The sequence below is a fragment of the Leisingera sp. CC-HEC096 genome (assembly GCF_059429235.1).
Genome location: NZ_JCAIJS010000001.1, coordinates 3,005,080 through 3,027,229 on the forward strand (window position 1 = coordinate 3,005,080; position 22,150 = coordinate 3,027,229).

A 22,150-nucleotide genomic window follows, 5' to 3' on the forward strand; every position below is an offset into this window, starting at 1 on the left:
ACAAAACTACGGGGAGCCTGCTTTGGCTGATGCGTCAAACGTTGATGCGTTCGTTGAATTCGAACGCGTCCAAAAGAGCTACGATGGCGAAAATCTCGTTGTCAAAGATCTTAACCTCACCATGCCCAAGGGCGAATTTCTGACAATGCTTGGCCCGTCGGGGTCCGGGAAAACCACCTGCCTGATGATGCTGGCCGGGTTTGAGACCGCGACTCATGGCGACATCCGTCTGGACGGGACCTCGATCAACAACATCCCGCCGCACAAACGCGGCATCGGCATGGTGTTCCAGAACTACGCCCTGTTTCCGCATATGACGATTGCGGAAAACCTCTCCTTCCCGCTGGAAGTCCGCAACATGGGCAAGTCCGAGCGCGAGGAGAAGGTGAAGCGGGCACTGGACATGGTGGAGATGGGCGCATTCGGCGGCCGCCGCCCGGCCCAGCTGTCCGGCGGCCAGCAGCAGCGGATTGCCCTGGCCCGCGCACTGGTGTTTGAGCCCGAGCTGGTGCTGATGGACGAACCGCTTGGCGCGCTTGACAAGCAGCTGCGCGAGAAGATGCAGTTTGAAATTACCCACCTGGCGCACCGCCTCGGCATCACCGTGGTCTATGTGACCCACGACCAGACCGAGGCGCTGACGATGTCGGACCGGGTTGCCGTGTTCGATGACGGCCGCATCCAGCAGATCGCGCCGCCGGACCAGCTGTACGAAAGCCCGGAAAACAGCTTCGTTGCTCAGTTTATCGGCGAAAACAACACGCTCGAGGGCACCGTCAAGGAAATCAACAACGGTATTGCGCTGGTCCAGCTGGACGATGGCGAGCTGATCGACTGCAAGCCGGTCAACGTTTCCCAGCCGGGCGAGCGCACCCGCGTTTCCATTCGTCCCGAACGCGTGGAATACAACAAGGACCGCCTTCAGGAAGGCGTCCATACACTTAAGGCGGAAGTGCTGGAGTTCATTTACATGGGCGACATCTTCCGCACCCGTCTGCGGGTGGCCGGCAATGATGAATTCATCATCAAGACCCGGAACGCCCCGGACCAAATCCGGCTGCAGCCCGGTCAGCAGATCGAAATCGGCTGGCTGCCGGAAGACTGCCGCGCGCTGGACGCCTGATCCGCGCGCGCCGAACCCCCGGCAGAATAACGATCGGGGGCTTCACATCTGTGAATTTCAACAAGGAGAGACTCTCTATGAAACTCAGCAAAATGTCTGCACTGGCGGTGACCACTGCCCTTTGCGCCCCTTCGGCCTTTGCCGAGGAAATGGCCAATGAGCTGACTTTGGTGTCCTGGGGCGGTGCCTACCAGGCCAGCCAGCACAAGGCCTACGTCGAGCCCTACCTGGCACAAAACCCCGACGTGAAAATCATCTGGGACGAAAGCTCGGCCGAGGCCGTGGCCAAAATCCGCGCGATGAACGAAGCCGGCAACGTGACCTGGGATCTGGTGGATGCCGTGGCCTCCGACTCCATGCGCCTGTGCGACGAAGGCCTGGCGGAAGAAATCGACCATGACGAAGTTCTGGCTGCTGCACCCGACGGCACCCCGGCGTCCGAAGATTTCGGCGACCTGATCGTCAGCGATTGCTTCGTGCCGCAGATCGTCTATTCGACCACCTTCGGCTACCGCACTGACCTGATCGACCAGCCGGACTCGGTCTGCGCGATTTTCGACACCGAAAAGTACCCGGGCAAGCGCTCGCTGCAGAAGCGTCCGATCGACAACATGGAATGGGCGCTGTACTGCGACGGCGTGGCCAAGGACGAGATCTATGACGTGCTGGGCACCGACGAAGGTGTTGACCAGGCGCTGGCCAAGCTCGACACCATCAAGGACCAGGTGGTCTGGTGGACCGCGGGCGCCGAAACCCCGCAGCTGCTGGCCGATGGCGAAGTGGTGATGGGCTCGACCTTCAACGGCCGCCTGTTCTCGGCAATCGCCGAGCAGAACCAGCCGATCGGCATGCTCTGGGACATGCAGTCCTTTGACCTCGACGGCTGGGTGATCCCGGCAGGCCTGCCCGCAGACCGCAAGGCGCGCGTGATGGACTTCCTGAAGTTCGCCACCGACACCCAGCGTCTGGCTGACCAGGCCGCCTACATCTCCTATGGCCCGGCGCGCGCCTCCTCGGCACCGCTGGTCGGCAAGCACGCCGAACTGGGCATCGACATGGCGCCGCACATGCCGACCGATCCGGCAAACGCGGGCAACGTCCACACCTATGACTACGAATGGTGGGCCGACAACCGCGATGATCTGGACGCCAAGTTCCAGGCTTGGCTGGCCAAGTAATCTGACCTCGTGATGAGAGGCCCGGCGGGGGCCGCCACGCGCAGGCCCCCGCCCCACAAAATAAAAGACCCGACGGGGAACCCCATGAGTGACATCACCCAATCCGGTCCGGTATTGGCCGCCGACGGCACGCCGCTAAAGCGCAGCCTCGCCCGGGCCCTCCGGATGCAGAAGATCCGCGCGCTGCTGCTGATTGCGCCGCTTCTGCTCTTTGTCCTGCTGACCTTCATTCTCCCGATTGCGGACATGCTGTTCCGCTCGGTCGAGAACCGCATCGTGCAGGACACCCTTCCGCAGACCGTGGTGGCGGTGCAGGACTGGGACGCCGACAGCGGCGAAACGCCCCCTGACGCGGTTTATGAGGCACTTGCTTACGACCTCGTCGTGGCCGCCGAGCGCAAACAGCACACCCGCGTCGGCACCCGCCTGAACTATGAAACACCGGGCATCTCCTCGCTGTTCCGCAAGGCGGGCCGCCGCGTCGATGACGTGGGCGAGGGTTACCTGAAGCAATTTGAAACCCTCGATCCCGCTTGGGAAGAGCCGCAGACCTTCGTATCGGTGTTTGCCGACCCGGACTGGCTGGCCAGCCGCGCGGACGGCGAGGCTGAACCGCCCTTCCAACTGTCGGAAACCGCCCGCGAGGCGCTGCCCAAGGCCAGCGACGCTTATCTGAGGTTTGCGCGCACCATCCAGGAAGAGGATAACGACAGCCCGACCGAGGAAGAGCCCTGGGCACCGGTCTACATGGCCCTGCATTCCGACCTGGCGGCCAACCCGCAGGCCGCGCAGGCTTTCAGCGGCGACGCGCAGCGCCTGCTGCAAGACGCCGCGGCACTGATCGAATCCGGCCAGATGGAAACCGAATCCGCCCGCGACGCCTTTGTCAAAATGGACAAGGACTGGGCCGATCCGGAGGTCTGGCGCACGCTCAAGACTTATGCGGGCAAATACACCAATGGCTACTTCCTGAACGCCGCCGACCTGCAGAAAAGCCCGGACGGCCCGGAATTGCGCCCCGAGGACGAGCGCATCTACGGCACCCTGTTCATGCGCACGCTGATCATGTCGCTGGCAATCACCTGCAGCTGCATCGTGCTCGGCTACCCGGTGGCCTGGATCCTGGCGAACCTGCCGTCGCGTACTGCGAACCTCTTGATGATCCTGGTGCTGCTGCCGTTCTGGACTTCGCTTCTGGTGCGGACCTCTGCCTGGAAGGTGATGCTGCAGCAGCAAGGCGTGATCAACGACACGCTGGTCTGGCTGGGTCTGGTCAGTGACAGCGACCGTCTGGTGATGATTAACAACCAGTTCGGCACCATCGTGGCAATGACCCACATCCTGCTGCCGTTTATGATCCTGCCGATGTATTCGGTGATGCAGACCATCAACCCTTCCTACCTGCGGGCGGCGAAATCGCTGGGCGCCACCAACTGGACGGCCTTCTGGCGGGTCTATTTCCCGCAGTCGGTTCCGGGCATTGGCGCGGGCTCGATCCTCGTCTTCATCCTGGCCATCGGCTACTACATCACGCCGGAACTGGTCGGCGGCACCAAGGGTGTCTTCATCTCCAACCGGATTGCCTTCCACATCTCGCAGTCGCTGAACTGGGGTCTCGCGGCCGCGCTTGGCACCATCCTGCTGGTGATCGTCCTGGGGCTATACTGGGCCTATGACAAGATCGTCGGCATCGACAACGTGAAACTGGGATAACCGAAATGGCTTTGACACCTGTTGAAAACCAAACCCCCGGCTTCACTGCAGCCACTGCCGCCGCCGCGGGGGCCTTCTTCGGCCTCTTCGTCGGCACCGCCCAGGGCTCCGGCCTGCTGGGGGTGCTGATCGGCGCGGCACTGCTGGGCGTGATCGGCTTTGTCTTTGCCGGCATGACGGACAAGGAAACCCCGCTGCGCTGGCTGCTCATTGCGGTCTTCGCAGCGGCAGGCTTCGTGCTTGGCGGCCTCGTCGCCGCGGTGATCGGCGCGCTGTTCGGCTGGTTCGCCGGCTGGTTCGTGTTCTGGATCGCCACCTCGCGCTACCGCGCCCACCTGGCGCCGTACCTCACTCCGGGCCAGGTGCTGTGGCACTATACCTTCCGGGTGATCTGCGGGGTGATCTTTGTCTTCCTGATCACGCCGATCCTGGTGGTGATGCCGCTCAGCTTCAACGCTCAGGACTTCTTCACCTTCACCCCGGAAATGCTGCGCTTCGACCCTGAAGGCTATTCGCTCAAGCACTACCGCGACTTCTTCACCAATGACGACTGGCAACAGGCGCTGTGGAATTCGGTGAAGATCGCGCCGATGGCGACACTGCTGTCGGTGGGTTTCGGCACCCTGGCGGCAATTGGCCTCAGCCAGCCGCATGTGCCGTTCCGCCGCGCAATCATGGCGATCCTGATCTCGCCGATGATCGTTCCGCTGATCATCTCGGCCGCGGGCATGTACTTCTTCTACAGCCGGATCGGCCTGCAGGGCACCTACTTCGGCGTGGTGCTGGCGCATGCGGCACTGGGCATCCCCTTCGTAATCATCACCGTGACTGCGACCCTGGTGGGCTTCGACCGCTCGCTCACCCGCGCGGCCGCCAACATGGGTGCCGGGCCTGTCACCACCTTCTTCCGGGTGCAGATGCCGCTGATCCTGCCGGGCGTGATCTCCGGCGGCTTGTTTGCCTTCATCACCTCCTTCGACGAGGTGGTGGTGGTGCTCTTCGTCGGCTCCGCCGGCCAGAAGACGCTGCCGTGGCAGATGTTCATCGGCCTGCGTGAACAGATCTCGCCCACCATCTTGGCGGTGGCGACGATTCTGGTGGTCATCTCTATCGCGCTTCTGACCACGGTCGAGATGCTGCGCCGCCGCTCCGAGCGCCTGCGCGGAATGTCCCCCACCTGATTGTCAGTCACTGGCGGCTGAACATAGAAGGCCCCGCATTGCGGGGCCTTTCCATTGTTCATCTGGCTGAAAATATCCCGGGGGTGAATTGGCCGTCAGGCCAAGAGGGGGCTGGCCCCCCGCGTCGTCTTTACCGCAGCCGCCGCAACAGCCGGGGCGAGGCATACCCGTCCGGTGTCAGCCCGCTGGCCACCTGATAAGCGCGCACCGCGCCGATCGTCTTGGGCCCGATCCGGCCGTCGACTCCCTCGGTATCGAACCCGGCTGCGGTCAGCCGCTGCTGCAGTTCCTCCCGCTCCGCCCGGGTCAGCGCCCGGTCGCTGCGCGGCCAGCTGCTCTGGATCGGCGCGCCGCCCTTGATCCGGTCGGCCAGATGCCCGACCCCGATCACATAGGCGTCCGCGGTGTTGTAGCGCTCCAGCACGGCAAAGTTCTGGAAGATCATGAAGGCCGCCCCCGCGCTGCCCGCCGGCAGCAGGATCGAAGCCTTACCGTGATCGCGCACCGCGCGCCCGTCCAGCCCCTTGATGCCAAGGGCCGCCCATTCCGAAGGCAGCCTTTCGATGTCGCGGTCGGCCAGCGTGTAGTCAAACCCCTTGGGCAGGGTCACTTCCACCCCCCAGGGCTGGCCTTTCACCCAGCCAAACTGCTTGAGGTATGCCGCGGTTGAGGCCAGAGCGTCGGCCGGGTTGTCCGACCAGATGTCGCGCTTGCCATCACCAGTGAAGTCCACCGCGTAATCCAGATAGGAGGTCGGGATGAACTGGGTGTGCCCCATGGCCCCGGCCCAGCTGCCGGTCATCTTGCGGGCGGCAACATCGCCCGCCTGCAGGATCTTCAGCGCTGCAACCAGCTGGCCCTCAAAGAACGCGCCGCGCCGCCCGTCAAAGGCCAGGGTTGCCAGCGAGCGGATTACGTCCATCTTGCCGCGGAAGGTGCCATAGCTGCTCTCCAGCCCCCAGACCGCCACCACGATCTCTTGCTCGACGCCGTATTTGGCTTCGATCTGCTCAAGCCGCGCCTGATGCTTGCGCACCGCTGCCTTGCCGTTTTTCACCCGCAGCTCCGAGGCCGCACTGTCCAGGTACTCCCAGATCGTCTTGGTGAACTCCGATTGGTTACGGTCGCGCCGGATCACTTCCGGGTCATAGCTGACCCCGGCAAAGGCGCTGTCCAGCACCGGCGCGGTGATGCCTTGGGCCAGGGCGCGGTCCCGGAACCCCTGGATCCAGCCCTGGAAATTCAGCTCTGCCGCAGCCGGTTCCGGCTCCACTTGCTTCAGGGCAGCTGGACGCGCTGCGGGTCTCATGGCCGTGGCCGCCGACGCCAGCTGAAAACTTCCATCCTGTCCCTCCAGCTTGACCGCTTCCGGCCGCTGGTTGGGCCTCAGGGAATTGTCCGGTGCGGCCTCTGCCGCCATGGCCCCGCCTGCCACCAGGGACACTGCAACCCATCTGCGCATGATGCACCTCATTATATACTGCTCTCTGCCAGTCTAGCGGCGGCGGAGCCCGGGTAAAGAGGTCAGTCTTCGCATGTGCGGGCCGCCGCTTGCCGGTGCTCCTGGCGGAATTGTTCCAGCGCGTCCCGCAGCATCGGCACCCGGTGCGGGCGGAAGCTTTGTCCTGTGACCTCGAGCTCCCGCATCCGGTCCAGCCGGAACACCCGCACCGCGTCGCGCAGTCCGCACCAGGCAATCAGCACGGTGGAGCGGTCGAAATAGACCACGCTCAGCGGTTTCACCTGCCGCTCAGTCACCGCGCCATAGCCGTCGGTATAGCCAAAGCGCACTTCCACCTCGTCCCAGGCCGCCTGCCGCAGGTCCTGCGCCGAAATCGCGGGCGGCACGGGGCGCTCGAACCGGTAGGGCGCCAGCACCGCATGGCGCAGCCGGTGCGCCTGCCGGGGCGGCAGCCGCGCCTGCAGCTTGCGCAATGCTTCCGAGGCCGCGGTGGCCAGTTCAGGATCGCCGATCAGCTCGACTTCGCGCAGGCCCAGCACCAGCGCCTCAAGCTCAGTGTCGCGGAATCCCATCGGCGGCAGCGCATTGTCCTCGACCAGGGTAAAGCCATAGCCCGCCTCGCCATCAATCACCGCTCCCATCTCGCGCAGGGTGGCAATGTCGCGGTGGATGCTGCGGGCGGAGACGCCCAGGTCGCGGCCCAGCTCTGCCGCGGTGTGCGGGCCGGGCCCCAGGCGCAGGGCCTGCATCAGCTGGAAGAGGCGGTGGGTGCGGGACATAGCCTATTCTGTCTACGCCTGATGACAGTTTTTGTCACCATGCGGATCTAGGCTGCCTGCAACCCGAAACGACAGGAGGCTCCCATGCTGACCCTACTGACCTACCCCCGCAACGGCGCCGTCTTCAGCCTCAGCCCGTTTTGCGTCAAAGCGGCTCTATTACTAGCCTTTTCCGGCCAAAGCTGGACCCGCGAAGACCTGAACGACCCGCGCGGGATGCCGCACCGCAAGCTGCCGGTGCTGCGCACCCCCGGCGGGCTGGTGCCGGACAGCAGCGCCATCCGCGCCTGGCTGGAGCAGCAGGGCACCGACTTCGACTCTGCCCTCGGCGCGCGGGACCGAGCGCAGGCCCAAATGCTGATCCGGATGGCGGAGGACACGCTCTATTTCCACGTGGTGCGCGACCGCTGGGACAATGACGCGGTCTGGCCCACGATCCGCGACAAGTACTTCCATGAAATCCCCGCCCTGATCCGCCGCCCGGTCACCGGCGCCATCCGCCGCTCGGTGCACAAAGGGCTGGTGTTCCAGGGTACCGCGCGGTTCAGCGAGGAGGAACGGAACCAGCGTGTGGATCAGGACCTGCAGGCCATCGCCGCATTGCTGAAGGGGCAGGATTTCCTGTTTGGAGCGCAGGTTTCCAGCGCCGATTTCAGCGTCGCCTCCATGCTGCAGGCGATGGGGACAACCCCGGTCCGCACGGCGCTGGTCTCCCGCATTCTCGACGACGCGGTGCTCAAGCCTTATGTTAACCGGGTGTTTGAAACGGTGCCGCTGCCATGATCCCGCCCTTTGCCAGCCCGGACATCGAGGCCGCATTTGATGTGCCGGACCGGCAGGCCCGCGCAGGCCTGCTGGCGCTGCGGCAGCTGATCTTCGACACCGCCGCGCAAACGCCAGAGGCAGGACGGGTCGAGGAGGCGTTGCGCTGGGGCCAGCCTTCCTACCTCACACCCGACAGCAAGACCGGATCCACAATCCGGCTAGGCATACCCAAGGGCGCGCGCTTTGCCCTGTTTGTGCATTGCCAAAGCCGGCTGATCCGGGAATTCGCTGCGGCCTTCCCAGCCTGGGACCGGTTCGAGGGCACCCGCGCGGTGCTGTTCAATGATCCGCAGGAGGTGGAGCCGATCCGCCACGGCTGGCTGATCAAGCGAGCGCTGACCTACCGCATCCGCCCGCCGCTACAGGTGCCGGCCTGACAAAGTGGAAAGCTGTCCCCGCGGGGACAGCCGCTTATTTCCGCCGCTTGCGTTCCACTTTGCGCTTGACCTTGGCGGCCTTGAGCTTGGATTTGGCCGCCTTGCGTTTCACGGTCCGGCCTGCCGGGCTGCGGCGGCCGCGCTGACCGCCTCCGGATGGCATTGGCGCATCCTCCAGCGCCAGCAGTTCCAGCTCCAGCCCGCCGGTCACCGGCGCGGCCTGGGTCAGCCGTACTGTCACCCGCTGGCCGATCGCAATGGTCAAACCGGTGTCGGACCCGGACAGCGTGCCGGCCTGCGGGTCGAAATGAAAGAACTCCCGCCCGATTGAGCGCACCGGAACCAGCCCGTCGGCGCCGGTCTCATCCAGCTTCACAAAGGCGCCGAAGCGCGCGATGCCGCTGATCCGGCCCTCGAACTCATTGCCGACCCGCTCGCTCAGGTAGGAGGCGAGGTAGCGGTCGGTGGTGTCCCGCTCCGCAATCATCGAGCGCCGCTCAGTGTCGGAGATATGGGTGGCGGTCTCCTCCAGCCGTTCGATCTCCTCCTCCGTCAGGCCGTCATCCCCCCAGCCATGGGCCGAGACCAGCGAGCGGTGCACGATCAGGTCGGCATAGCGGCGGATCGGCGAGGTGAAATGCGCGTAGTTGCGCAGCGCCAGGCCGAAGTGGCCGAAGTTCTCCGGGTTGTAATAGGCCTGCTGCATCGACCGCAGGGTGGAGATGTTGATCAGCTCCGCATCATCCGTGCCCGCCGCGTGATTGAGCAGCGCATTCAGATGCCGGGTCTGCAGCACCTGCCCCTTGGCCAGGTTGAGCCCGGCCGCGCGCGCGGTTTCCCGCAGCGCCTCCAGCTTCTCGGGCGCCGGTTCCTCATGCACCCGGAACAGCAGCGGCGAGCGTTTCTGGATCAGCGTCTCGGCAGCGGCAACATTGGCGAGGATCATGAACTCCTCGATCAGCTTGTGCGCATCCAGCCGGTCGCGGAAGGCGACCGAGGTGACATGGCCGTCGTCATCCAGCACGATCTTGCGTTCCGGCAGGTCCAGATCCAGCGGCTCGCGCGCGGCTCTTGCCCTTGTTAAAGCCTTATATGCGGCAAACAGCGGCTTGATCACATCGTCCAGCAGCGGCGCGGTCTTGTCGTTCGGGCTGCCGTCCTGTGCCTCCTGCACTTCGGCGTAATTCAGCGAGGCGGCAGAGCGCATCAGCCCGCGCACGAACGTGTGCGACAGCTTGTTGCCCTCGGCATCCACCTGCATCCGCACGGCAATACAGGCGCGCGGCACCCCTTCGTGCAAGGAGCACAGATCGCCCGACAGCCGGTCCGGCAGCATCGGCACCACCCGGTCGGGGAAATAGCTGGAGTTGCCGCGCTTGCGCGCCTCGCGGTCGAGTGCCGAGCCCGGGCGCACATAGGCCGCAACATCGGCAATCGCCACCCAGATCACATGGCCGCCCGGGTTCTTGGGATCGTCATCGGCATGGGCATAGCAGGCGTCGTCATGGTCGCGCGCGTCCGCCGGGTCGATGGTGACCAGCGGCAGCTCGCGCAGATCCTCGCGGCCTTTCAGGCCCATCGGCTTGGCCGCGTCGGCCTCTGCCATCACCTTGTCGGGGAAGTGGTCGGGAATGCCGTGCTGATGAATGGCGATCAGCGACACCGCCTTGGGTGCGGCGGGGTCGCCCAGCCGTTCCACGATGCGGGCGCGCGGCAGGCCCAGGCGGCCCTTGGGGCCGGCCTGTTCCGCCTCGACCAGCTCCCCGTCCTTGGCGCCATTGATGGCATCCGGGGCCACCATCCATTCGGATGATGCGGCTTTGTCGATCGGCACGATCCGCCCGCCCTCGGACCCTGCGCGGAAGATTCCCAGCACCCGTTTTGCGTTGGTTCCAATCCGGCGGATCAGCCGGGCCTCGAAGTTGTGGTCCTGATCCGGCACCGCTTGCAGCTTCACCAGGATCTTGTCGCCTTCGCCCAGGGCCGGGTCGGAGGCCTTGGGCAGGATCAGAATGATCGGCTCCACGCCCTCGCCATGCCATTCCAGCGGACGCCCGTACAGGTCGCCATCCTCGTTCGGCGCCTTCACCTGCAGCACCGTCACCGGCGGCAGCTGGTCCGGGTCGCGGTAGGTTTTCTTGCGCTTCTGCAAATGCCCTTCCGCCTCCAGCTCCTTGAGGATGCGCTTGAGGTCGATGCGGTCCGCGCCCTTGATGCCAAAGGCCTTGGCGATGTCGCGCTTGGAGGTATGGGTCGGGTTGGCGGAGATCCAGTCGAGGATTTCGGCCTTGGAGGGAATACGGCTCATACCTTCGCGTAGCACGGCGGCGGGGCGGCGTCATGATGAAAAGCGTGCAGAGCAGTCAGCGCGGCGGCAGATCGGCGCCGGTGTCGACGTCGCGCAGGGTATCGGTCAGGGCGATGCGCCAGCCGGGCAGGGTCCGCAGCGTGTCGGCCAGCGCGTGTTCAGTGGACCAGCGGACATTGCCGAACAGGCCATTGGGCAGACGAGCGGGATGTTTGGCGCCCACCAGCCAGTAGCCGCCGTCATCTGCGGGGCCAAAGACCGCGTCATGATCGCCAAGCGCGGCAAAGGCGCGGGCGATATGGGCGCGGGTGATGCCGGGGATATCGGCACCGATCAGGCAGACGGGGGAGCTGACATGTGTAGGGGCGCGCCTGACCTTGGGCGGGTGCGTAAGCGCTCTCCCAGGGGGAGGGTCGGGCGCGGCCCGGCCTGCGGCCGAGCCAGACGGTTGAATACCTGAAGCTGTTATGAGCATCCGCTTCATCCGCTGCCCGAGGTCGCCGCTGCCTTGCGGCAAGCGTGGCATGTCAGCGGGCCAGGCCTTTGAGCTCACTGCCCGGTCCGGGGCCACCGCCAGCACGATCTGCCAGCGTGGGTCGTGCAGACGCCGGATCAGCCGGGCGGATTGATGCCGGAACCACCAAGTGGCCGGGATCACGCCGATATCCCGGCCCAAGCGGGTCTTCACCCGTCCCGGCCGCGGCTCCTTGACCATGATCACCAGGGTGCGTTTCACGTGAAGTCACGCCTTGGCAAAATAGTCCTGCAGGATGCGGGCATAGATGGTCTTCAGCTGATGAATCTGCGTGACCTCGACCCGCTCGTCCACCTGATGCATCGTCTTGCCGACCAGTCCGAACTCCACCACCGGGCAGTGGTTCTTAACGAAGCGCGCGTCCGAGGTGCCGCCGGTGGTGGACAGCTCCGGCTTGCGCCCCGTCTCCGCCTCCACCGCCTGTGCGACCAGATCCGACAGTGCGCCGGGCGGGGTGATGAAGCTCTCGCCGGAGATCTTCACCTTCATCCCGATCTCCAGCCCGAACTCCGCGGCGACCTTGTCCGCCTCATCCTGCAGCCAATCCGTCAGGCTGGCGCCGGAATGGGCGTCGTTGAACCGGATGTTCACGGTGGCGCGGCTTTGTGCCGGGATCACGTTGGTGGCTGTGTTGCCGGTGTCGATGGTGACGACGGCCAGGGTGGAGGCGTCGAAATGCTCGGTGCCCTGGTCCAGCTCATGGCTGGCCAGCCGGTCCATCAGGCGCGCCATTGCGTTCAGCGGGTTGTTGGCCCGGTGCGGATAAGCAGAATGCCCCTGCACACCGGTCACCGTGAACCAGGCGGTGAGCGATCCGCGGCGGCCGATCTTGATCATCTCACCCATCTCGTTGGGGCAGGTGGGTTCGCCCACCAGGCAAACCGACATCTGCTCGCCTTCGCGCTCCATGTAGTCCAGCAGCGCGGTGGTGCCGTCCACCGCATCGCCTTCCTCGTCGCCGGTGATGGTCAGGATGATGGACCCGTCCGGCGGCGTTTCCTTGACGAAATCAATGGCGGCAGCGGCAAAGGCGGCTACCCCCGATTTCATGTCGGTGGCACCGCGGCCGTACATAAAGCCGTCTTTCTCCTCCGCGCCAAAGGGCGGCATGGTCCAGGCGGCCTCATCCCCCAAGGGCACCACATCGGTATGGCCATTGAAGCCGAAGGTCTTGGCGTGCCCCTTGGCGCCCCAGCGGGCGAACAGGTTGGAGACGTCTCCGCGGTCGGTGCGGGTGCACTCAAATCCGGCGCTGCTCAGCAGGTTTTCCAGCAGCACCAGCGCGCCGCCTTCTGCCGGCGTGACCGAAGGGCAGCGGATCAGATCGGCGGTCAGGCGGGCGGGATCGGTCTGCGGCATCGTATGGCTCCTGAAGATCGGTTGGCCACACGCCTAGCGCGGATCGGCAGGCGGTGCAATTCACGCCAGCGCCAACGGGCACGGCGCTTAAGCTGCGGTCGTGCAAGGGTTTACCCAACCGGCGCGTCTGCTAGGTCCCGGCGCAAGCAGGCCGCACTGCTGTGCCTGTACGCCTGTGCAACACCCTTTAGACCGTTCGCGCCAAGGCGCTTGCGTGAAAAAGGCGAACCGCCTAAGGACGTTAAAACCTTCCAAGAGGCCCATCCGAGCGTTCCCGTGCTGTACCTCCGCCTGATCACCGCTGCCATTTTCCTGCTGTGGGGGCAACTGCTGTCTGCGCAGGTCCTTACGGTGAATACCGTCACCCGGCCGCCGTTTTCGATGGTGGAGGAGGGGCGCGACACCGGTTTTTCGCTGGAGCTCCTCAAGGTCCTGGCAGAACGTCTGGATTGGGAGTACCGCATCAGCCGCACCGGCAGTTTCTCGGACATGCTGGACGGGGTGCGCAGCGGCGAGGCCGACCTGGCCGCCGCCAATATCTCGATCACCGCCTCGCGCGAAGTGGTGATGGACTTCAGCCATCCGATTTTCGAAAGCGGTCTCCAGATCATGGTGCAGGCCGATGAAATCCGCCAGCCGTCGCTGCTGCGGGCGCTGCTGTCGTGGGACCTGGCCGCGGCCATCGGCATCGCCTTCCTGCTGCTGTTCGGCGGCGGTATGGTGATGTGGGCCTTCGAGCGCCGCGCCCAGCCCTATTTCGACCGCCCCTTGAAAGAGGCGTGGTTTCCCTCCTTCTGGTGGGCGCTGAACCTGGTGGTGAACGGCGGTTTCGAGGAACGGGTGCCGCGCACGCCCGTGGGCCGCATGTTCGGCGTGGTGCTGGTGGTGTCTTCGCTGTTCATCGTCTCGGTCTTTGTCGCCAAGATCACCGCGGTGATGACGGTGGAGGCGATCAGCGGCTCGGTCAATTCGGTGAACGATCTGTACGGCAAGTCCGTGGGCACCATCGAAGGCTCCACTGCCGCCGGGTTCCTGAACCGGCGCGAGATCGACTACTCCGCCTATGCCGGGTTGGAGGACATGCTGGCAGGGTTCGAGCGCGGCGATGTGACGGCGGTGGTCTTCGATGCGCCTGTGCTGAATTACTACGTCCAGCAGGGCGGCCACCGCTTTGGTGAGACCATCGGCCAGCCCTTCCTGCGCGAAAACTACGGCCTGGTGTTCCCGGCCGGCTCGCCGCTGGTGGAGGAGGTCAACCAGGCACTGCTGGCGATGCAGGAGGACGGCAGCTATGACGCCCTTTACCGCAAATGGTTCGGCAGCCAGAACTGAGGCCTGCCGTTAGTGAAATACCGGCTCCTCGCCGTCGAAGAACGGATTCATCTGCGCAACGATTACCGCGTTTTCCTCCAGCGCCCGCTGCATCAGCGCACGTTCCTCGTCACCAATCTCGTGGCCTTCGGTTTCGCGCTCTTCCAGCGTGCCGTATCCGGTGACATCCAGCGGCGCGGTATCGGCCTGTTTGAGGATCGCCACGGTCTCGCGCACCGCCTCGGCCTCGTCCACGCCGGAGGCGTAGATCATCAGCGCCGCACCGGTGGCGCCGTCGGGCAGGCCGTCCCCGTCCTTGCGGCCGATCTGGACAAGCAGGGTATAGACTTGCTGGCGGGAGGGTTTCTTCTTTTCCATGCCGCCGCCATAACGCCGGGGCAGGGGGATGGTCAATCAAATAGCGCGGGTGGAATGATCGGGAAACGGAAGGCTTGCGGTATTTCACCTCTCCGCTTTATGGCTGGGCTTATCCGAATGGCAAAAGGACAGCCCGATGCGCATCTCCGCTCTCACTGCCCGGGCCGTGCCGTGGAAGAACGGTGGCGGCGTGACCCGCGAACTGGCCGTGCACAACGAAGACGACCGGATGGTCTGGCGCCTGAGCCTCGCGGATATCGCCCAAAGCGGCCCGTTTTCCGCCTTTCCGGGTCTCGCTCGCATCCATTGCATTGTCGAAGGCGCCGGCCACACCCTGTCGGACGGCCGCACTCGGCTGGAGGCCCGGCCGCTGCAGCCCCTGTGCTTCGATGGCGGAGCGGATTTGGACTGCCGCTTGCGCGACGGGCCCTGCAGGGCGTTCAACGTGATCTACGACCCGGCACAAGTGACGGCAGACCCCAGAGTTCTGGCGGAGGGCCCGGTTCCGGATGCGGAGAGCCGGCAAGTGCTGTTCGTGGTCTCCGGCAGCCTGGACATGGCAGGCACAGACCGTCTTGGCCCCGGAGAGGGTATCGTGACTGAGGGCGCCGCCGGCGCGCTGGTCACCGGCGGCGGCGCTGTTATCCAGGTGCGGTTTCTGCCTGTTTAGAGACTGCTCAGAAGCTCTTTGACGGCCATCTTGTAGCCTGCAACCACGCTGTCCCGCGCGATGTGGCGGCCCTGCTGCACGACATGGCGGCCGGCACTCCAAACGTCTGTCACAGTGTCATCGCCCGCGGCAAAGCAGAGGCCGTCCAGCAGCTGCTCCGGCTTAAGTGCGCAAAGAGCGGGCGCGCCGCTGTCAATCGCCACCAGATCCGCCAGCGCGCCTTCCTCGATCCGCCCGGCATCGCGCCCCATGGCCTGCGCCCCGCCTTTGGCCGCGCCCAGGTACAGCGTCTCGCCCACCGAGCCCTCGCCCGGCAACAGCACATTGCGCGCCAGGTCGCGCAGCCGCTGGGAATATTCCAGCGTCCGCAGCTCTTCCGGCAGCGAAATCCGCACGTTAGAGTCTGATCCGACCCCGAACGCCCCCTTGTGTTCCAAGTATTCCACCCCGTTGAACGGCCCGTCGCCCAGGTTGGCCTCGGTGATCGGGCAGAGACCCGCAACGGCGCCGGAGCGGGCCATGCCGATGGTCTCGGCACTGGTCATATGGGTGGCGTGGATCAGGCACCATTTTCCATCCACGGGAGCGTTCTCCAGCAGCCATTCAACTGGCCGCGCCCCCAGCCAATCGCTGATATCTGCCACTTCCTTGGGCTGTTCGGCGATATGGATATGCACCGGCAGCCCGTTCTGGATCTGCAGCACTTCCGCCAGATCCTCGGGGCAAGTGGCACGCAGAGAGTGCGGCGCAATGCCAACGCTGGCATCCTCGGGCAAGTCCCGTGCGGCAATGTCCCGGGCGCGGGCGACGAGCTCGGAAAATTCCGCAACCGAATTGCCAAACCGCTGCTGTCCCCCGTTCAGAGCCTGTTTTTCAGCCCCGCCATAGGTGTAAAGCACCGGCAAATGGGTGAGGCCGATGCCGGTCTGCCTGGCAGCGGCAAACACCCGTTCGCTGAGCTCGGTCATCGATGCGAAATGCCCGCCGCCCGGCTGGTGGTGGACATAGTGGAACTCCCCCACCGAGGCATAACCGGATTCCAGCATTTCCATGAACACCAGCGCCGCGATGGCCTCGTACTGTTCCGGAGTGATGCGGTCCATGAAGCGGTACATCAGCTCGCGCCAGGTCCAGAAGCTGTCCTTCCCGGCGGCGCGGTATTCCGTCATGCCGGCCATCGCGCGCTGGAAGCTGTGGGAATGAAGATTGCCCAGCGATGGCAGCAGCACGTCCGCCCGCCTATCGCCTGCCTGCGGCGTGGCACCGGTTTCCAGGGAGGAGATCCGTCCGGCCTCAACCGTCAGCCGGATGTTTTCTGCCCACCTCTCGGGCAAGCGGGCGCGCTGGGCAAATATGGTCTGCATATGACCCTCTTATGTGTAGATGTAATACTATTAGCGGCAGGCTTATTGCGCGGCAAGGGTTTTGCACAGGAGGGGCGCTGCCCCTCGGCCTGGCGGCCTCACCCCGGGATATTTCCAGGCCAGATGAATAGAGGATCCAGTCTTCATCTGGCTAAAAATATCCTGGGGTTTGGGGCAAAGCCCCAATAAAAAAACGCGCCCCGGATAGGGCGCGTTCCTGTCGTTCGGAAGTGCGGCACAGATCAGTCGCGCAGCAGTTCGTTGATGCCGGTTTTGGAGCGGGTCTTCTCGTCAACGCGCTTCACGATCACCGCGCAGTAGAGGCTGATGTTGTTTTTCGATGGCATAGAGCCCGCCACAACCACGGAGTAGGGCGGCACTTCGCCGTACATCACTTCGCCGGTCTCGCGGTCGACGATCTTGGTCGACTTGCCGATGAACACGCCCATGCCCAGAACCGAGCCTTCGCGCACGATGCAGCCTTCGACCACCTCGGAACGGGCGCCGATGAAGCAGTTGTCCTCGATGATGGTGGGGCCTGCCTGCATCGGTTCCAGCACGCCGCCGATGCCGACACCGCCGGACAGGTGCACGTTCTTGCCGATCTGGGCGCAGGAGCCGACGGTGGCCCAGGTGTCGACCATGGTGCCCTCATCGACGTAGGCGCCGAGGTTCACGAAGGAGGGCATCAGCACTGCACCGGGCGCGATGTAGGCGGATTTGCGGACGACGCAGTTGGGCACCGCGCGGAAGCCTGCGGATTTCCAGTCTGCTTCGCCCCAGCCGGCAAATTTGCTGTCGACCTTGTCCCACCAGCCGCCGGCCTGCGGGCCGCCTTCCTGGATTTCCATGTCCTTGATGCGGAAGCCCAAGAGCACCGCCTTCTTGGCCCACTGGTTCACATGCCAATCGCCGCTCTCCAGCTTCTCGGCTACCCGCAGTTTGCCTGAATCGAGCGCATTCAGGGTGTCTTCGATGGCTTCACGCTGTTCGCCGGTGGTGGCGGGGGTGATGGTGTCGCGCGCCTCCCAGGCGGCTTCGATCGCTGCTTCCAGCTGGGCGTTGGACATGGGGGTTCCTCCGGCATCGGTTTGAGTCGCAGCTTCATAGCGGCAATCTGACTGCAGGTCATGTCCGGATTGCGTCCAAATTGCCGCCCCCGACGGCGTTTTGCCGGGTTCCAGCGGCTCAGCGCACCCGGCGCAGGTGGCGGCGCAGGATTTCGCAGGCGGCGGCGGGATCGCGGCGGGTCATCGCGCTGACAATGGCGGCGTGGTCGGCGTCCACCCGGCGGGTCCACTGGTGCTGCCAGTTTGCGAACAGGTGCCGGGCGGCGGCGATATGCAGATCGTCGATCGAGGACAAGAGCCGCGGCATCGCGCAGGGCGCCAGGATCACCCGGTGAAAGGCGCGGTTCAGGCGTTCCCAGCTGGCCATGTCCTCTGCCGCGTCGCAGGCCAGCCGGGCGGCCTCGGCGGCCTCGATATCCTCAGCAGTCAGGCGGGCGAAGGCGTGGGTGAGGGCCAGCACCTCCAGCGCCACCCGCATCTCGATCACTTCGCGGATCTCCGACGGGTCCAGCGCGCTGACCCTTGTGCCGCGGCGGGGTTCGGATTTGGCCAGCCCATGCGCCTCCAGCCGCAAGAGCGCCTCGCGCACTGGCACGTGGCTGGCCTCGAACTCGCGGGCGATATGGTCCTGGCGCAGCTTTTCCCCGGCAGGCAGGCTGCCGGTGATGATGCGCTCGCTCAGCGCCTGGTAGATCGTATCGGCAATGGTTGCAGACATGTAATGGCGATACCGGGGCGGCTCTCGGCCCGCAAGGATTATCCCAGCGGATCCGGGGCGATGTTGCCTCCGCAGATCAGCACCGCCACCTGCTCGCCCGGTGCCGGCCGGTAGACGCCGCACATCAGCGCCGCCAGCGCCGTTGCGCCGGCAGGTTCGACCAGGATCCGCCGCTCGCGCCAGAGCGCCGTCTGGGCTTCGGTAATGGCGCTGTCCGGCACAGTCAGAGAGGTGATGCCCTGCGTTGGCGCAAGCTCAAAGCAGATGCTGCCGATGCGTTTGGCGCCCAACGCGTTGGCGGCCACACCGGAGACCTCCACGTCGACAGGCTGCCCGGCCGCCAGCGCCGCGTTCAGCGCGCAGGAGGTTTCCGGCTCCACCGCGACAATCTTCCGGGCGCGTTGGAACCAGGCCAGTGCGCCGCCGATCAGGCCGCCACCGCCGACGGCGATCAGCAGGGTATCGGCCTCTAGCCCCTGGGCCTGCCATTCCGCAAAACAGGTGCCCTGGCCCGCAACGGTGGCAGGCGCGTCATAGGCGTGCACCTGCATGGCGCCGGTTTCCTGTTCGTAAGCCTGCGCCTGTTCCAGCGCATTTGCATAGGCGCCGGGCACCACCTGCAGGTCGGCACCGGTGCGCTCGATCAGGGCAATCTTGGCGGGTCCCGCCATCTCCGGCACGTAGATCCGCGCCTTGTGCCCCAGTTGGTGCGCGGCATAGGCCGCAGCAGCGCCGTGATTGCCGCCCGAGGCCGCAACCAGCCCGGCCGCGGGCACCTCCTGGCTCAGCAGCGTGTTGAAGGCGCCGCGGGCCTTGAAGCTGCCGGTGTGCTGCATGTGCTCCAGCTTCAGCTCCACCGGAAACGGCAGCCCGAAGCCCTGCGTCTGCATCACCGGGGTGCGCTGCACATGGGGGCGGATGCGCTCTGCCGCTGCGGTGATTTCCCTCTGCCAGTCCATGCGGTGCCCTCCTGCCTGCTGCGCCGGAACCTTAGCCGCGCCGGACCCGGACGCAAGCGGAATGGCACGTTCTGATGCATTCTTGATTGGCGCTAACGGCCAAGGAGGGTTACAAAGAAGGTCCTGTTATTTTTACCTGGATTACCCATGACCGAAGACCGCCACAGCCGTTTCAGCGATGCCCATACCGACCGGAACCGGGCTGAGCATGTGCCCGCCACGCCGCAGACACGGTCGCCTGCCTACCGTCTGGCGTTCGCCGACCAGGATTTCATGTACCGCGAGGAACTGCGCCCGGTGCGTCTGCAGCTGGAACTGCTGAAACCGGAGCTGATGCTGAACGAACGCGGTATCGAAAGCACCATCGTGATGTTCGGCGGCGCCCGCATCCCGGACCCGGAACACAAGGATCAGGCGCGCACCCAGACGCTGGCCGATCTGTCGCATTTCTATGATGAGGCGCGTGAATTCGCGCGGCTGATGACGGAAAAGTCAAAGCAGAGCGGCGGACGGCAGAATGTTGTGGTGACTGGCGGCGGCCCCGGTGTGATGGAAGCCGGCAACCGCGGCGCTCAGGATGCGGGCGGCCATTCCATCGGCCTGTCGATCGTGCTGCCGCATGAGCAGGCGCCCAACGGCTATGTGACGCCGGACCTCAGCTTCAACTTCCACTATTTCGCGATCCGCAAGATGCACTTCCTGATGCGGGCGCGGGCGATCAGCGTGTTCCCGGGCGGCTTTGGCACATTGGATGAGCTGTTCGAGAGCCTGACCCTGATCCAGACCGGCCGGATGGAACGGGTGCCCTTCCTGCTGTTCGGCAAGGAATTCTGGGACAGGATAATCAACTGGGAGGCGCTGGCCGATGCCGGCACCATTTCGGATCAGGATCTGGACCTGTTCCGTGTTGTCGACACAGCGCAGGAAGCGGTGCAGATCATCGACAATTGGGAGCCCGCGCCGCCGCGCGATTCCCTTCCCGGGCGTGAGCGCTGAGCGCGCTTGCTGACCTTCGCTGTTGCCGGGCTCAGGCCAGTTCCGGCGGCAGCGTGCCGATTTCGTCACCGGTGGTCAGCCGGGTGAGAACCGGCGTCCCTTCCACGGTTTTCACAGCATATCCATAGCCGCGCAGGCGAAATTTCCACTCCCGCGGGCTGAGCGCCTTTTGCCGCTCGCTGCGGATCAGTTCCAGAACGCTGGGGTCAACGGGCGGGGCCTGTTTGTCCGACGGTGCCATAAGATGATTACCTTTCAAAACATTTGTCCATGATTTGGAAACTGTCCCCGGCAAATGGCGGAATTCGAGCCGGTCTGGGGAAAAAATTGGGCGGCAGCTGACTGGTGCTTTCCGGCAACAGAGAGCTTGCGGCAGCATCTCGCCTGCGGGTGGCCGCCCTTGTTCCGCAGTTCCGGGCGGCAGCACAGCGTGTGATTTTCACTGAAATGCAGCCGCGGTTGTGCAAACTAAAGTGAACACTGCCGGAAGGAACGGATTTCGCCCGGAAGCGGGCCAATCCTGGCCACAATTCCAAACAAAAAGTTGCCGGCGGTGGAACAGTGGAGAGGCTTGATGACCGAAGTTACAGACTACACGGCGCTACTGGCGTACACGTCCAACAGCAATTTCCGCTGGAACAGCGTGACAGGCCTGGGAACCAATACTGTTGTAACCTACAGCTTCACCAGCAGCAGTGACTTGGGTGATGCAGGCAGCGACCCTTACGGGGCGTCCAGGTATTGGTCGTTTAACAGCGAGCAGCGGGACTACTTCCGCCGGGCCCTGGCCGAGTTCGAGGAAGCGTCCGGTGTGATCTTCGCCGAGACAGACGGCCCCGCCATGATCAATGTCTTCGGCTATGACGGCGGTTCGGCGGCAGGGTGGGCGGATCTGCCCTGGGCCAGCAGCTACTCAACAAACGAGGGCCGCCTGGCGATTCAAAGCAGCAACATGATGCCTGGATCCTACGGCTATGAGACTGTTCTGCACGAAATCGGCCATGCGCTTGGGTTGAAGCATCCGCATGACGGCGACCCCACCCTGGCAGGTCACCTGGACACTCAGGAAAACACCGTGATGACCTACACTTATGCCGGGTACAACGTGACAGAGCTGGGCACCTTTGACCTGCAGGCGCTGCAGCATATCTACGGCGGCAGCGCGGACGTGGCAGAGTGGAGCGTGCAGGTTAAGTCCAGCGGCAAGGTCGTGATCGACACCAGCGCTGCCGCTGAAACCGTTTTGGCAGTTGGCCAGAATACCAAGATTTTGGGCCGCGGCGGAAATGACACGCTGATTGGCCGCGAGGCAGATGACAAGCTGGTCGGCGGCACCGGTCTGGACACCCTTACCGGCGGCTACGGCGAGGATACGCTGATCGGCGGTAAGGACTCCGATGTCCTGATCGGCGGCATGGATGACGGGGTCTATTCCGGCAGCACAAACGAAGCGGACAAGCTGGTCGGCGGCGGCGGCCGGGATACGCTCTCAGGGGGGAGTGGTGATGATGCGCTCATCGGCGGCAGGGGCCGGGACCGCCTGATCGGTGGCGACGGATCGGACCAGCTGACCGGTGGCAAGCACGCCGACACTTTTGTGTTTGTATCGGCTGATTACTACGAACAGGAAGTGATTACAGACTTTGGGCGGGGCGCCGACAGGATCGAGTTTTCCAACACCGCCGTGGACGAGTTCAGCGATCTGGTGATCACTCAAAGCGGCGGCAGCACGCAGATCAGCTATTACGGTTACATCGAGATCGAGCTTACCGGGTTCACCGGCACGCTCACCGAAGACCACTTTCTTTTCACCTGATGCAGACCGGGCCCCTGCCGCGCGGGGG

21 protein-coding genes are annotated in these 22,150 nt (G+C 64.6%); 10 read left to right on the forward strand and 11 right to left on the reverse strand.

What is annotated here, in order from left to right:
* Window positions 1-22 precede the first annotated feature (22 nt).
* The 4 genes from AC5STI_RS14455 (at window position 23) to AC5STI_RS14470 (ending at window position 5,195) form a co-directional block, all read left to right on the forward strand.
* Complete coding sequence (locus AC5STI_RS14455; protein WP_495447154.1) at window positions 23-1,123, forward strand: ABC transporter ATP-binding protein; 1,101 nt, start codon at window positions 23-25, stop codon at window positions 1,121-1,123.
* Window positions 1,124-1,200: 77 nt separating this feature from the next.
* Window positions 1,201-2,301: an extracellular solute-binding protein gene (locus tag AC5STI_RS14460; protein ID WP_475048817.1), complete on the forward strand. Its 1,101-nt coding sequence runs from the start codon at window positions 1,201-1,203 to the stop codon at window positions 2,299-2,301.
* A gap of 84 nt (window positions 2,302-2,385) precedes the next feature.
* Window positions 2,386-4,014 carry an ABC transporter permease gene (locus tag AC5STI_RS14465; protein ID WP_490399474.1) on the forward strand — a complete coding sequence of 543 codons (1,629 nt, stop codon included), beginning with the start codon at window positions 2,386-2,388 and terminating at the stop codon, window positions 4,012-4,014.
* Between the two features lie 5 nt (window positions 4,015-4,019).
* Window positions 4,020-5,195, forward strand: coding sequence for an ABC transporter permease (locus tag AC5STI_RS14470; protein WP_490399475.1), 1,176 nt, complete (start codon window positions 4,020-4,022; stop codon window positions 5,193-5,195).
* Window positions 5,196-5,325: 130 nt separating this feature from the next.
* Here the strand turns inward: AC5STI_RS14470 and AC5STI_RS14475 are convergent, their stop codons facing one another.
* On the reverse strand, window positions 5,326-6,657 hold the full coding sequence (locus AC5STI_RS14475; protein ID WP_495447155.1) for a lytic murein transglycosylase: 1,332 nt from the start codon (window positions 6,655-6,657) through the stop codon (window positions 5,326-5,328).
* Between the two features lie 62 nt (window positions 6,658-6,719).
* On the reverse strand, window positions 6,720-7,436 hold the full coding sequence (locus tag AC5STI_RS14480; RefSeq protein ID WP_495447156.1) for a helix-turn-helix transcriptional regulator: 717 nt from the start codon (window positions 7,434-7,436) through the stop codon (window positions 6,720-6,722).
* An 84-nt stretch (window positions 7,437-7,520) separates the two neighbouring features.
* Between AC5STI_RS14480 and AC5STI_RS14485 the strand changes: the two genes are divergently transcribed.
* The gene (locus tag AC5STI_RS14485) at window positions 7,521-8,219 is read left to right on the forward strand and encodes a glutathione S-transferase family protein (protein WP_495447157.1); all 699 of its coding nucleotides are present in this window, start codon (window positions 7,521-7,523) and stop codon (window positions 8,217-8,219) included.
* A complete protein-coding gene (locus AC5STI_RS14490; protein ID WP_495447158.1) occupies window positions 8,216-8,638 on the forward strand; it encodes a DUF1801 domain-containing protein in 423 nt (140 codons plus the stop codon). Before AC5STI_RS14485 ends, AC5STI_RS14490 begins: the two co-directional genes overlap by 4 nt.
* 34 nt (window positions 8,639-8,672) lie before the next feature.
* Here the strand turns inward: AC5STI_RS14490 and rnr are convergent, their stop codons facing one another.
* The 3 genes from rnr to dapE are packed head-to-tail and all read right to left on the reverse strand — an operon-like array spanning window position 8,673 to window position 12,840.
* On the reverse strand, window positions 8,673-10,946 hold the full coding sequence (rnr, locus tag AC5STI_RS14495) for a ribonuclease R (protein WP_495447159.1): 2,274 nt from the start codon (window positions 10,944-10,946) through the stop codon (window positions 8,673-8,675).
* Window positions 10,947-11,001: 55 nt separating this feature from the next.
* Window positions 11,002-11,682, reverse strand: coding sequence for a TIGR04282 family arsenosugar biosynthesis glycosyltransferase (locus tag AC5STI_RS14500; RefSeq protein WP_495447160.1), 681 nt, complete (start codon window positions 11,680-11,682; stop codon window positions 11,002-11,004).
* Window positions 11,683-11,688: 6 nt separating this feature from the next.
* The gene (dapE, locus tag AC5STI_RS14505; RefSeq protein ID WP_495447161.1) at window positions 11,689-12,840 is read right to left on the reverse strand and encodes a succinyl-diaminopimelate desuccinylase; all 1,152 of its coding nucleotides are present in this window, start codon (window positions 12,838-12,840) and stop codon (window positions 11,689-11,691) included.
* 276 nt (window positions 12,841-13,116) lie between these two features.
* Here dapE and AC5STI_RS14510 point away from each other — a divergent pair, with 276 nt between their 5' ends.
* Window positions 13,117-14,172 carry a transporter substrate-binding domain-containing protein gene (locus AC5STI_RS14510; protein WP_475048848.1) on the forward strand — a complete coding sequence of 352 codons (1,056 nt, stop codon included), beginning with the start codon at window positions 13,117-13,119 and terminating at the stop codon, window positions 14,170-14,172.
* Window positions 14,173-14,181: 9 nt separating this feature from the next.
* Here the strand turns inward: AC5STI_RS14510 and AC5STI_RS14515 are convergent, their stop codons facing one another.
* Window positions 14,182-14,529 carry a DUF8846 family protein gene (locus AC5STI_RS14515; RefSeq protein WP_495447771.1) on the reverse strand — a complete coding sequence of 116 codons (348 nt, stop codon included), beginning with the start codon at window positions 14,527-14,529 and terminating at the stop codon, window positions 14,182-14,184.
* A 136-nt stretch (window positions 14,530-14,665) separates the two neighbouring features.
* Here AC5STI_RS14515 and AC5STI_RS14520 point away from each other — a divergent pair, with 136 nt between their 5' ends.
* Window positions 14,666-15,199 carry a HutD/Ves family protein gene (locus AC5STI_RS14520; RefSeq protein ID WP_495447162.1) on the forward strand — a complete coding sequence of 178 codons (534 nt, stop codon included), beginning with the start codon at window positions 14,666-14,668 and terminating at the stop codon, window positions 15,197-15,199.
* Here AC5STI_RS14520 and AC5STI_RS14525 read toward each other — a convergent pair.
* The 4 genes from AC5STI_RS14525 to AC5STI_RS14540 all read right to left on the reverse strand — a co-directional run bounded on the left by AC5STI_RS14525 (window position 15,196) and on the right by AC5STI_RS14540 (window position 19,310).
* Entirely contained in the window at window positions 15,196-16,563 is a 1,368-nt protein-coding gene (locus AC5STI_RS14525; RefSeq protein ID WP_495447163.1) for a formimidoylglutamate deiminase, read from the reverse strand. The two genes, AC5STI_RS14520 and AC5STI_RS14525, sit on opposite strands and share 4 nt — an antisense overlap.
* A 242-nt stretch (window positions 16,564-16,805) precedes the next feature.
* Window positions 16,806-17,633 (reverse strand): 2,3,4,5-tetrahydropyridine-2,6-dicarboxylate N-succinyltransferase, encoded by an 828-nt coding sequence (dapD, locus tag AC5STI_RS14530; RefSeq protein ID WP_475048857.1) that lies wholly within the window; start codon window positions 17,631-17,633, stop codon window positions 16,806-16,808.
* A gap of 118 nt (window positions 17,634-17,751) precedes the next feature.
* Window positions 17,752-18,351 carry a GntR family transcriptional regulator gene (locus tag AC5STI_RS14535; protein ID WP_495447164.1) on the reverse strand — a complete coding sequence of 200 codons (600 nt, stop codon included), beginning with the start codon at window positions 18,349-18,351 and terminating at the stop codon, window positions 17,752-17,754.
* Window positions 18,352-18,389: 38 nt separating this feature from the next.
* Window positions 18,390-19,310 (reverse strand): threonine/serine dehydratase, encoded by a 921-nt coding sequence (locus AC5STI_RS14540; protein ID WP_495447165.1) that lies wholly within the window; start codon window positions 19,308-19,310, stop codon window positions 18,390-18,392.
* A 147-nt stretch (window positions 19,311-19,457) separates the two neighbouring features.
* On the opposite strand from AC5STI_RS14540, the gene AC5STI_RS14545 reads away from it, so the two are divergent.
* Window positions 19,458-20,306, forward strand: a complete 849-nt coding sequence (locus AC5STI_RS14545) for an LOG family protein (RefSeq protein ID WP_495447166.1) — start codon at window positions 19,458-19,460, stop codon at window positions 20,304-20,306.
* Between the two features lie 31 nt (window positions 20,307-20,337).
* Here AC5STI_RS14545 and AC5STI_RS14550 read toward each other — a convergent pair whose 3' ends face one another.
* The gene (locus tag AC5STI_RS14550; RefSeq protein WP_495447167.1) at window positions 20,338-20,547 is read right to left on the reverse strand and encodes a hypothetical protein; all 210 of its coding nucleotides are present in this window, start codon (window positions 20,545-20,547) and stop codon (window positions 20,338-20,340) included.
* 333 nt (window positions 20,548-20,880) lie between these two features.
* Between AC5STI_RS14550 and AC5STI_RS14555 the strand changes: the two genes are divergently transcribed.
* Window positions 20,881-22,122: a zinc-dependent metalloprotease family protein gene (locus AC5STI_RS14555; protein ID WP_495447168.1), complete on the forward strand. Its 1,242-nt coding sequence runs from the start codon at window positions 20,881-20,883 to the stop codon at window positions 22,120-22,122.
* The last annotated feature ends 28 nt before the right edge of the window (window positions 22,123-22,150 follow it).

Excerpts from the sequence above, each read along its gene's own strand:
- AC5STI_RS14475 (WP_495447155.1), bottom strand. The coding sequence starts at position 6,657 with ATGCGCAGATGGGTTGCAGTGTCCCTGGTGGCAGGCGGGGCCATGGCG.
- AC5STI_RS14550 (WP_495447167.1), bottom strand. The coding sequence starts at position 20,547 with ATGGCACCGTCGGACAAACAGGCCCCGCCCGTTGACCCCAGCGTTCTG.
- AC5STI_RS14470 (WP_490399475.1), top strand. The coding sequence starts at position 4,020 with ATGGCTTTGACACCTGTTGAAAACCAAACCCCCGGCTTCACTGCAGCC.
- dapE (WP_495447161.1), bottom strand. The coding sequence starts at position 12,840 with ATGCCGCAGACCGATCCCGCCCGCCTGACCGCCGATCTGATCCGCTGC.
- dapD (WP_475048857.1), bottom strand. The coding sequence starts at position 17,633 with ATGTCCAACGCCCAGCTGGAAGCAGCGATCGAAGCCGCCTGGGAGGCG.
- AC5STI_RS14525 (WP_495447163.1), bottom strand. The coding sequence starts at position 16,563 with ATGCAGACCATATTTGCCCAGCGCGCCCGCTTGCCCGAGAGGTGGGCA.
- AC5STI_RS14535 (WP_495447164.1), bottom strand. The coding sequence starts at position 18,351 with ATGTCTGCAACCATTGCCGATACGATCTACCAGGCGCTGAGCGAGCGC.
- AC5STI_RS14485 (WP_495447157.1), top strand. The coding sequence starts at position 7,521 with ATGCTGACCCTACTGACCTACCCCCGCAACGGCGCCGTCTTCAGCCTC.
- AC5STI_RS14490 (WP_495447158.1), top strand. The coding sequence starts at position 8,216 with ATGATCCCGCCCTTTGCCAGCCCGGACATCGAGGCCGCATTTGATGTG.
- AC5STI_RS14520 (WP_495447162.1), top strand. The coding sequence starts at position 14,666 with ATGCGCATCTCCGCTCTCACTGCCCGGGCCGTGCCGTGGAAGAACGGT.
- AC5STI_RS14465 (WP_490399474.1), top strand. The coding sequence starts at position 2,386 with ATGAGTGACATCACCCAATCCGGTCCGGTATTGGCCGCCGACGGCACG.
- AC5STI_RS14555 (WP_495447168.1), top strand. The coding sequence starts at position 20,881 with ATGACCGAAGTTACAGACTACACGGCGCTACTGGCGTACACGTCCAAC.
- AC5STI_RS14545 (WP_495447166.1), top strand. The coding sequence starts at position 19,458 with ATGACCGAAGACCGCCACAGCCGTTTCAGCGATGCCCATACCGACCGG.
- rnr (WP_495447159.1), bottom strand. The coding sequence starts at position 10,946 with ATGAGCCGTATTCCCTCCAAGGCCGAAATCCTCGACTGGATCTCCGCC.
- AC5STI_RS14515 (WP_495447771.1), bottom strand. The coding sequence starts at position 14,529 with ATGGAAAAGAAGAAACCCTCCCGCCAGCAAGTCTATACCCTGCTTGTC.
- AC5STI_RS14540 (WP_495447165.1), bottom strand. The coding sequence starts at position 19,310 with ATGGACTGGCAGAGGGAAATCACCGCAGCGGCAGAGCGCATCCGCCCC.
- AC5STI_RS14460 (WP_475048817.1), top strand. The coding sequence starts at position 1,201 with ATGAAACTCAGCAAAATGTCTGCACTGGCGGTGACCACTGCCCTTTGC.
- AC5STI_RS14480 (WP_495447156.1), bottom strand. The coding sequence starts at position 7,436 with ATGTCCCGCACCCACCGCCTCTTCCAGCTGATGCAGGCCCTGCGCCTG.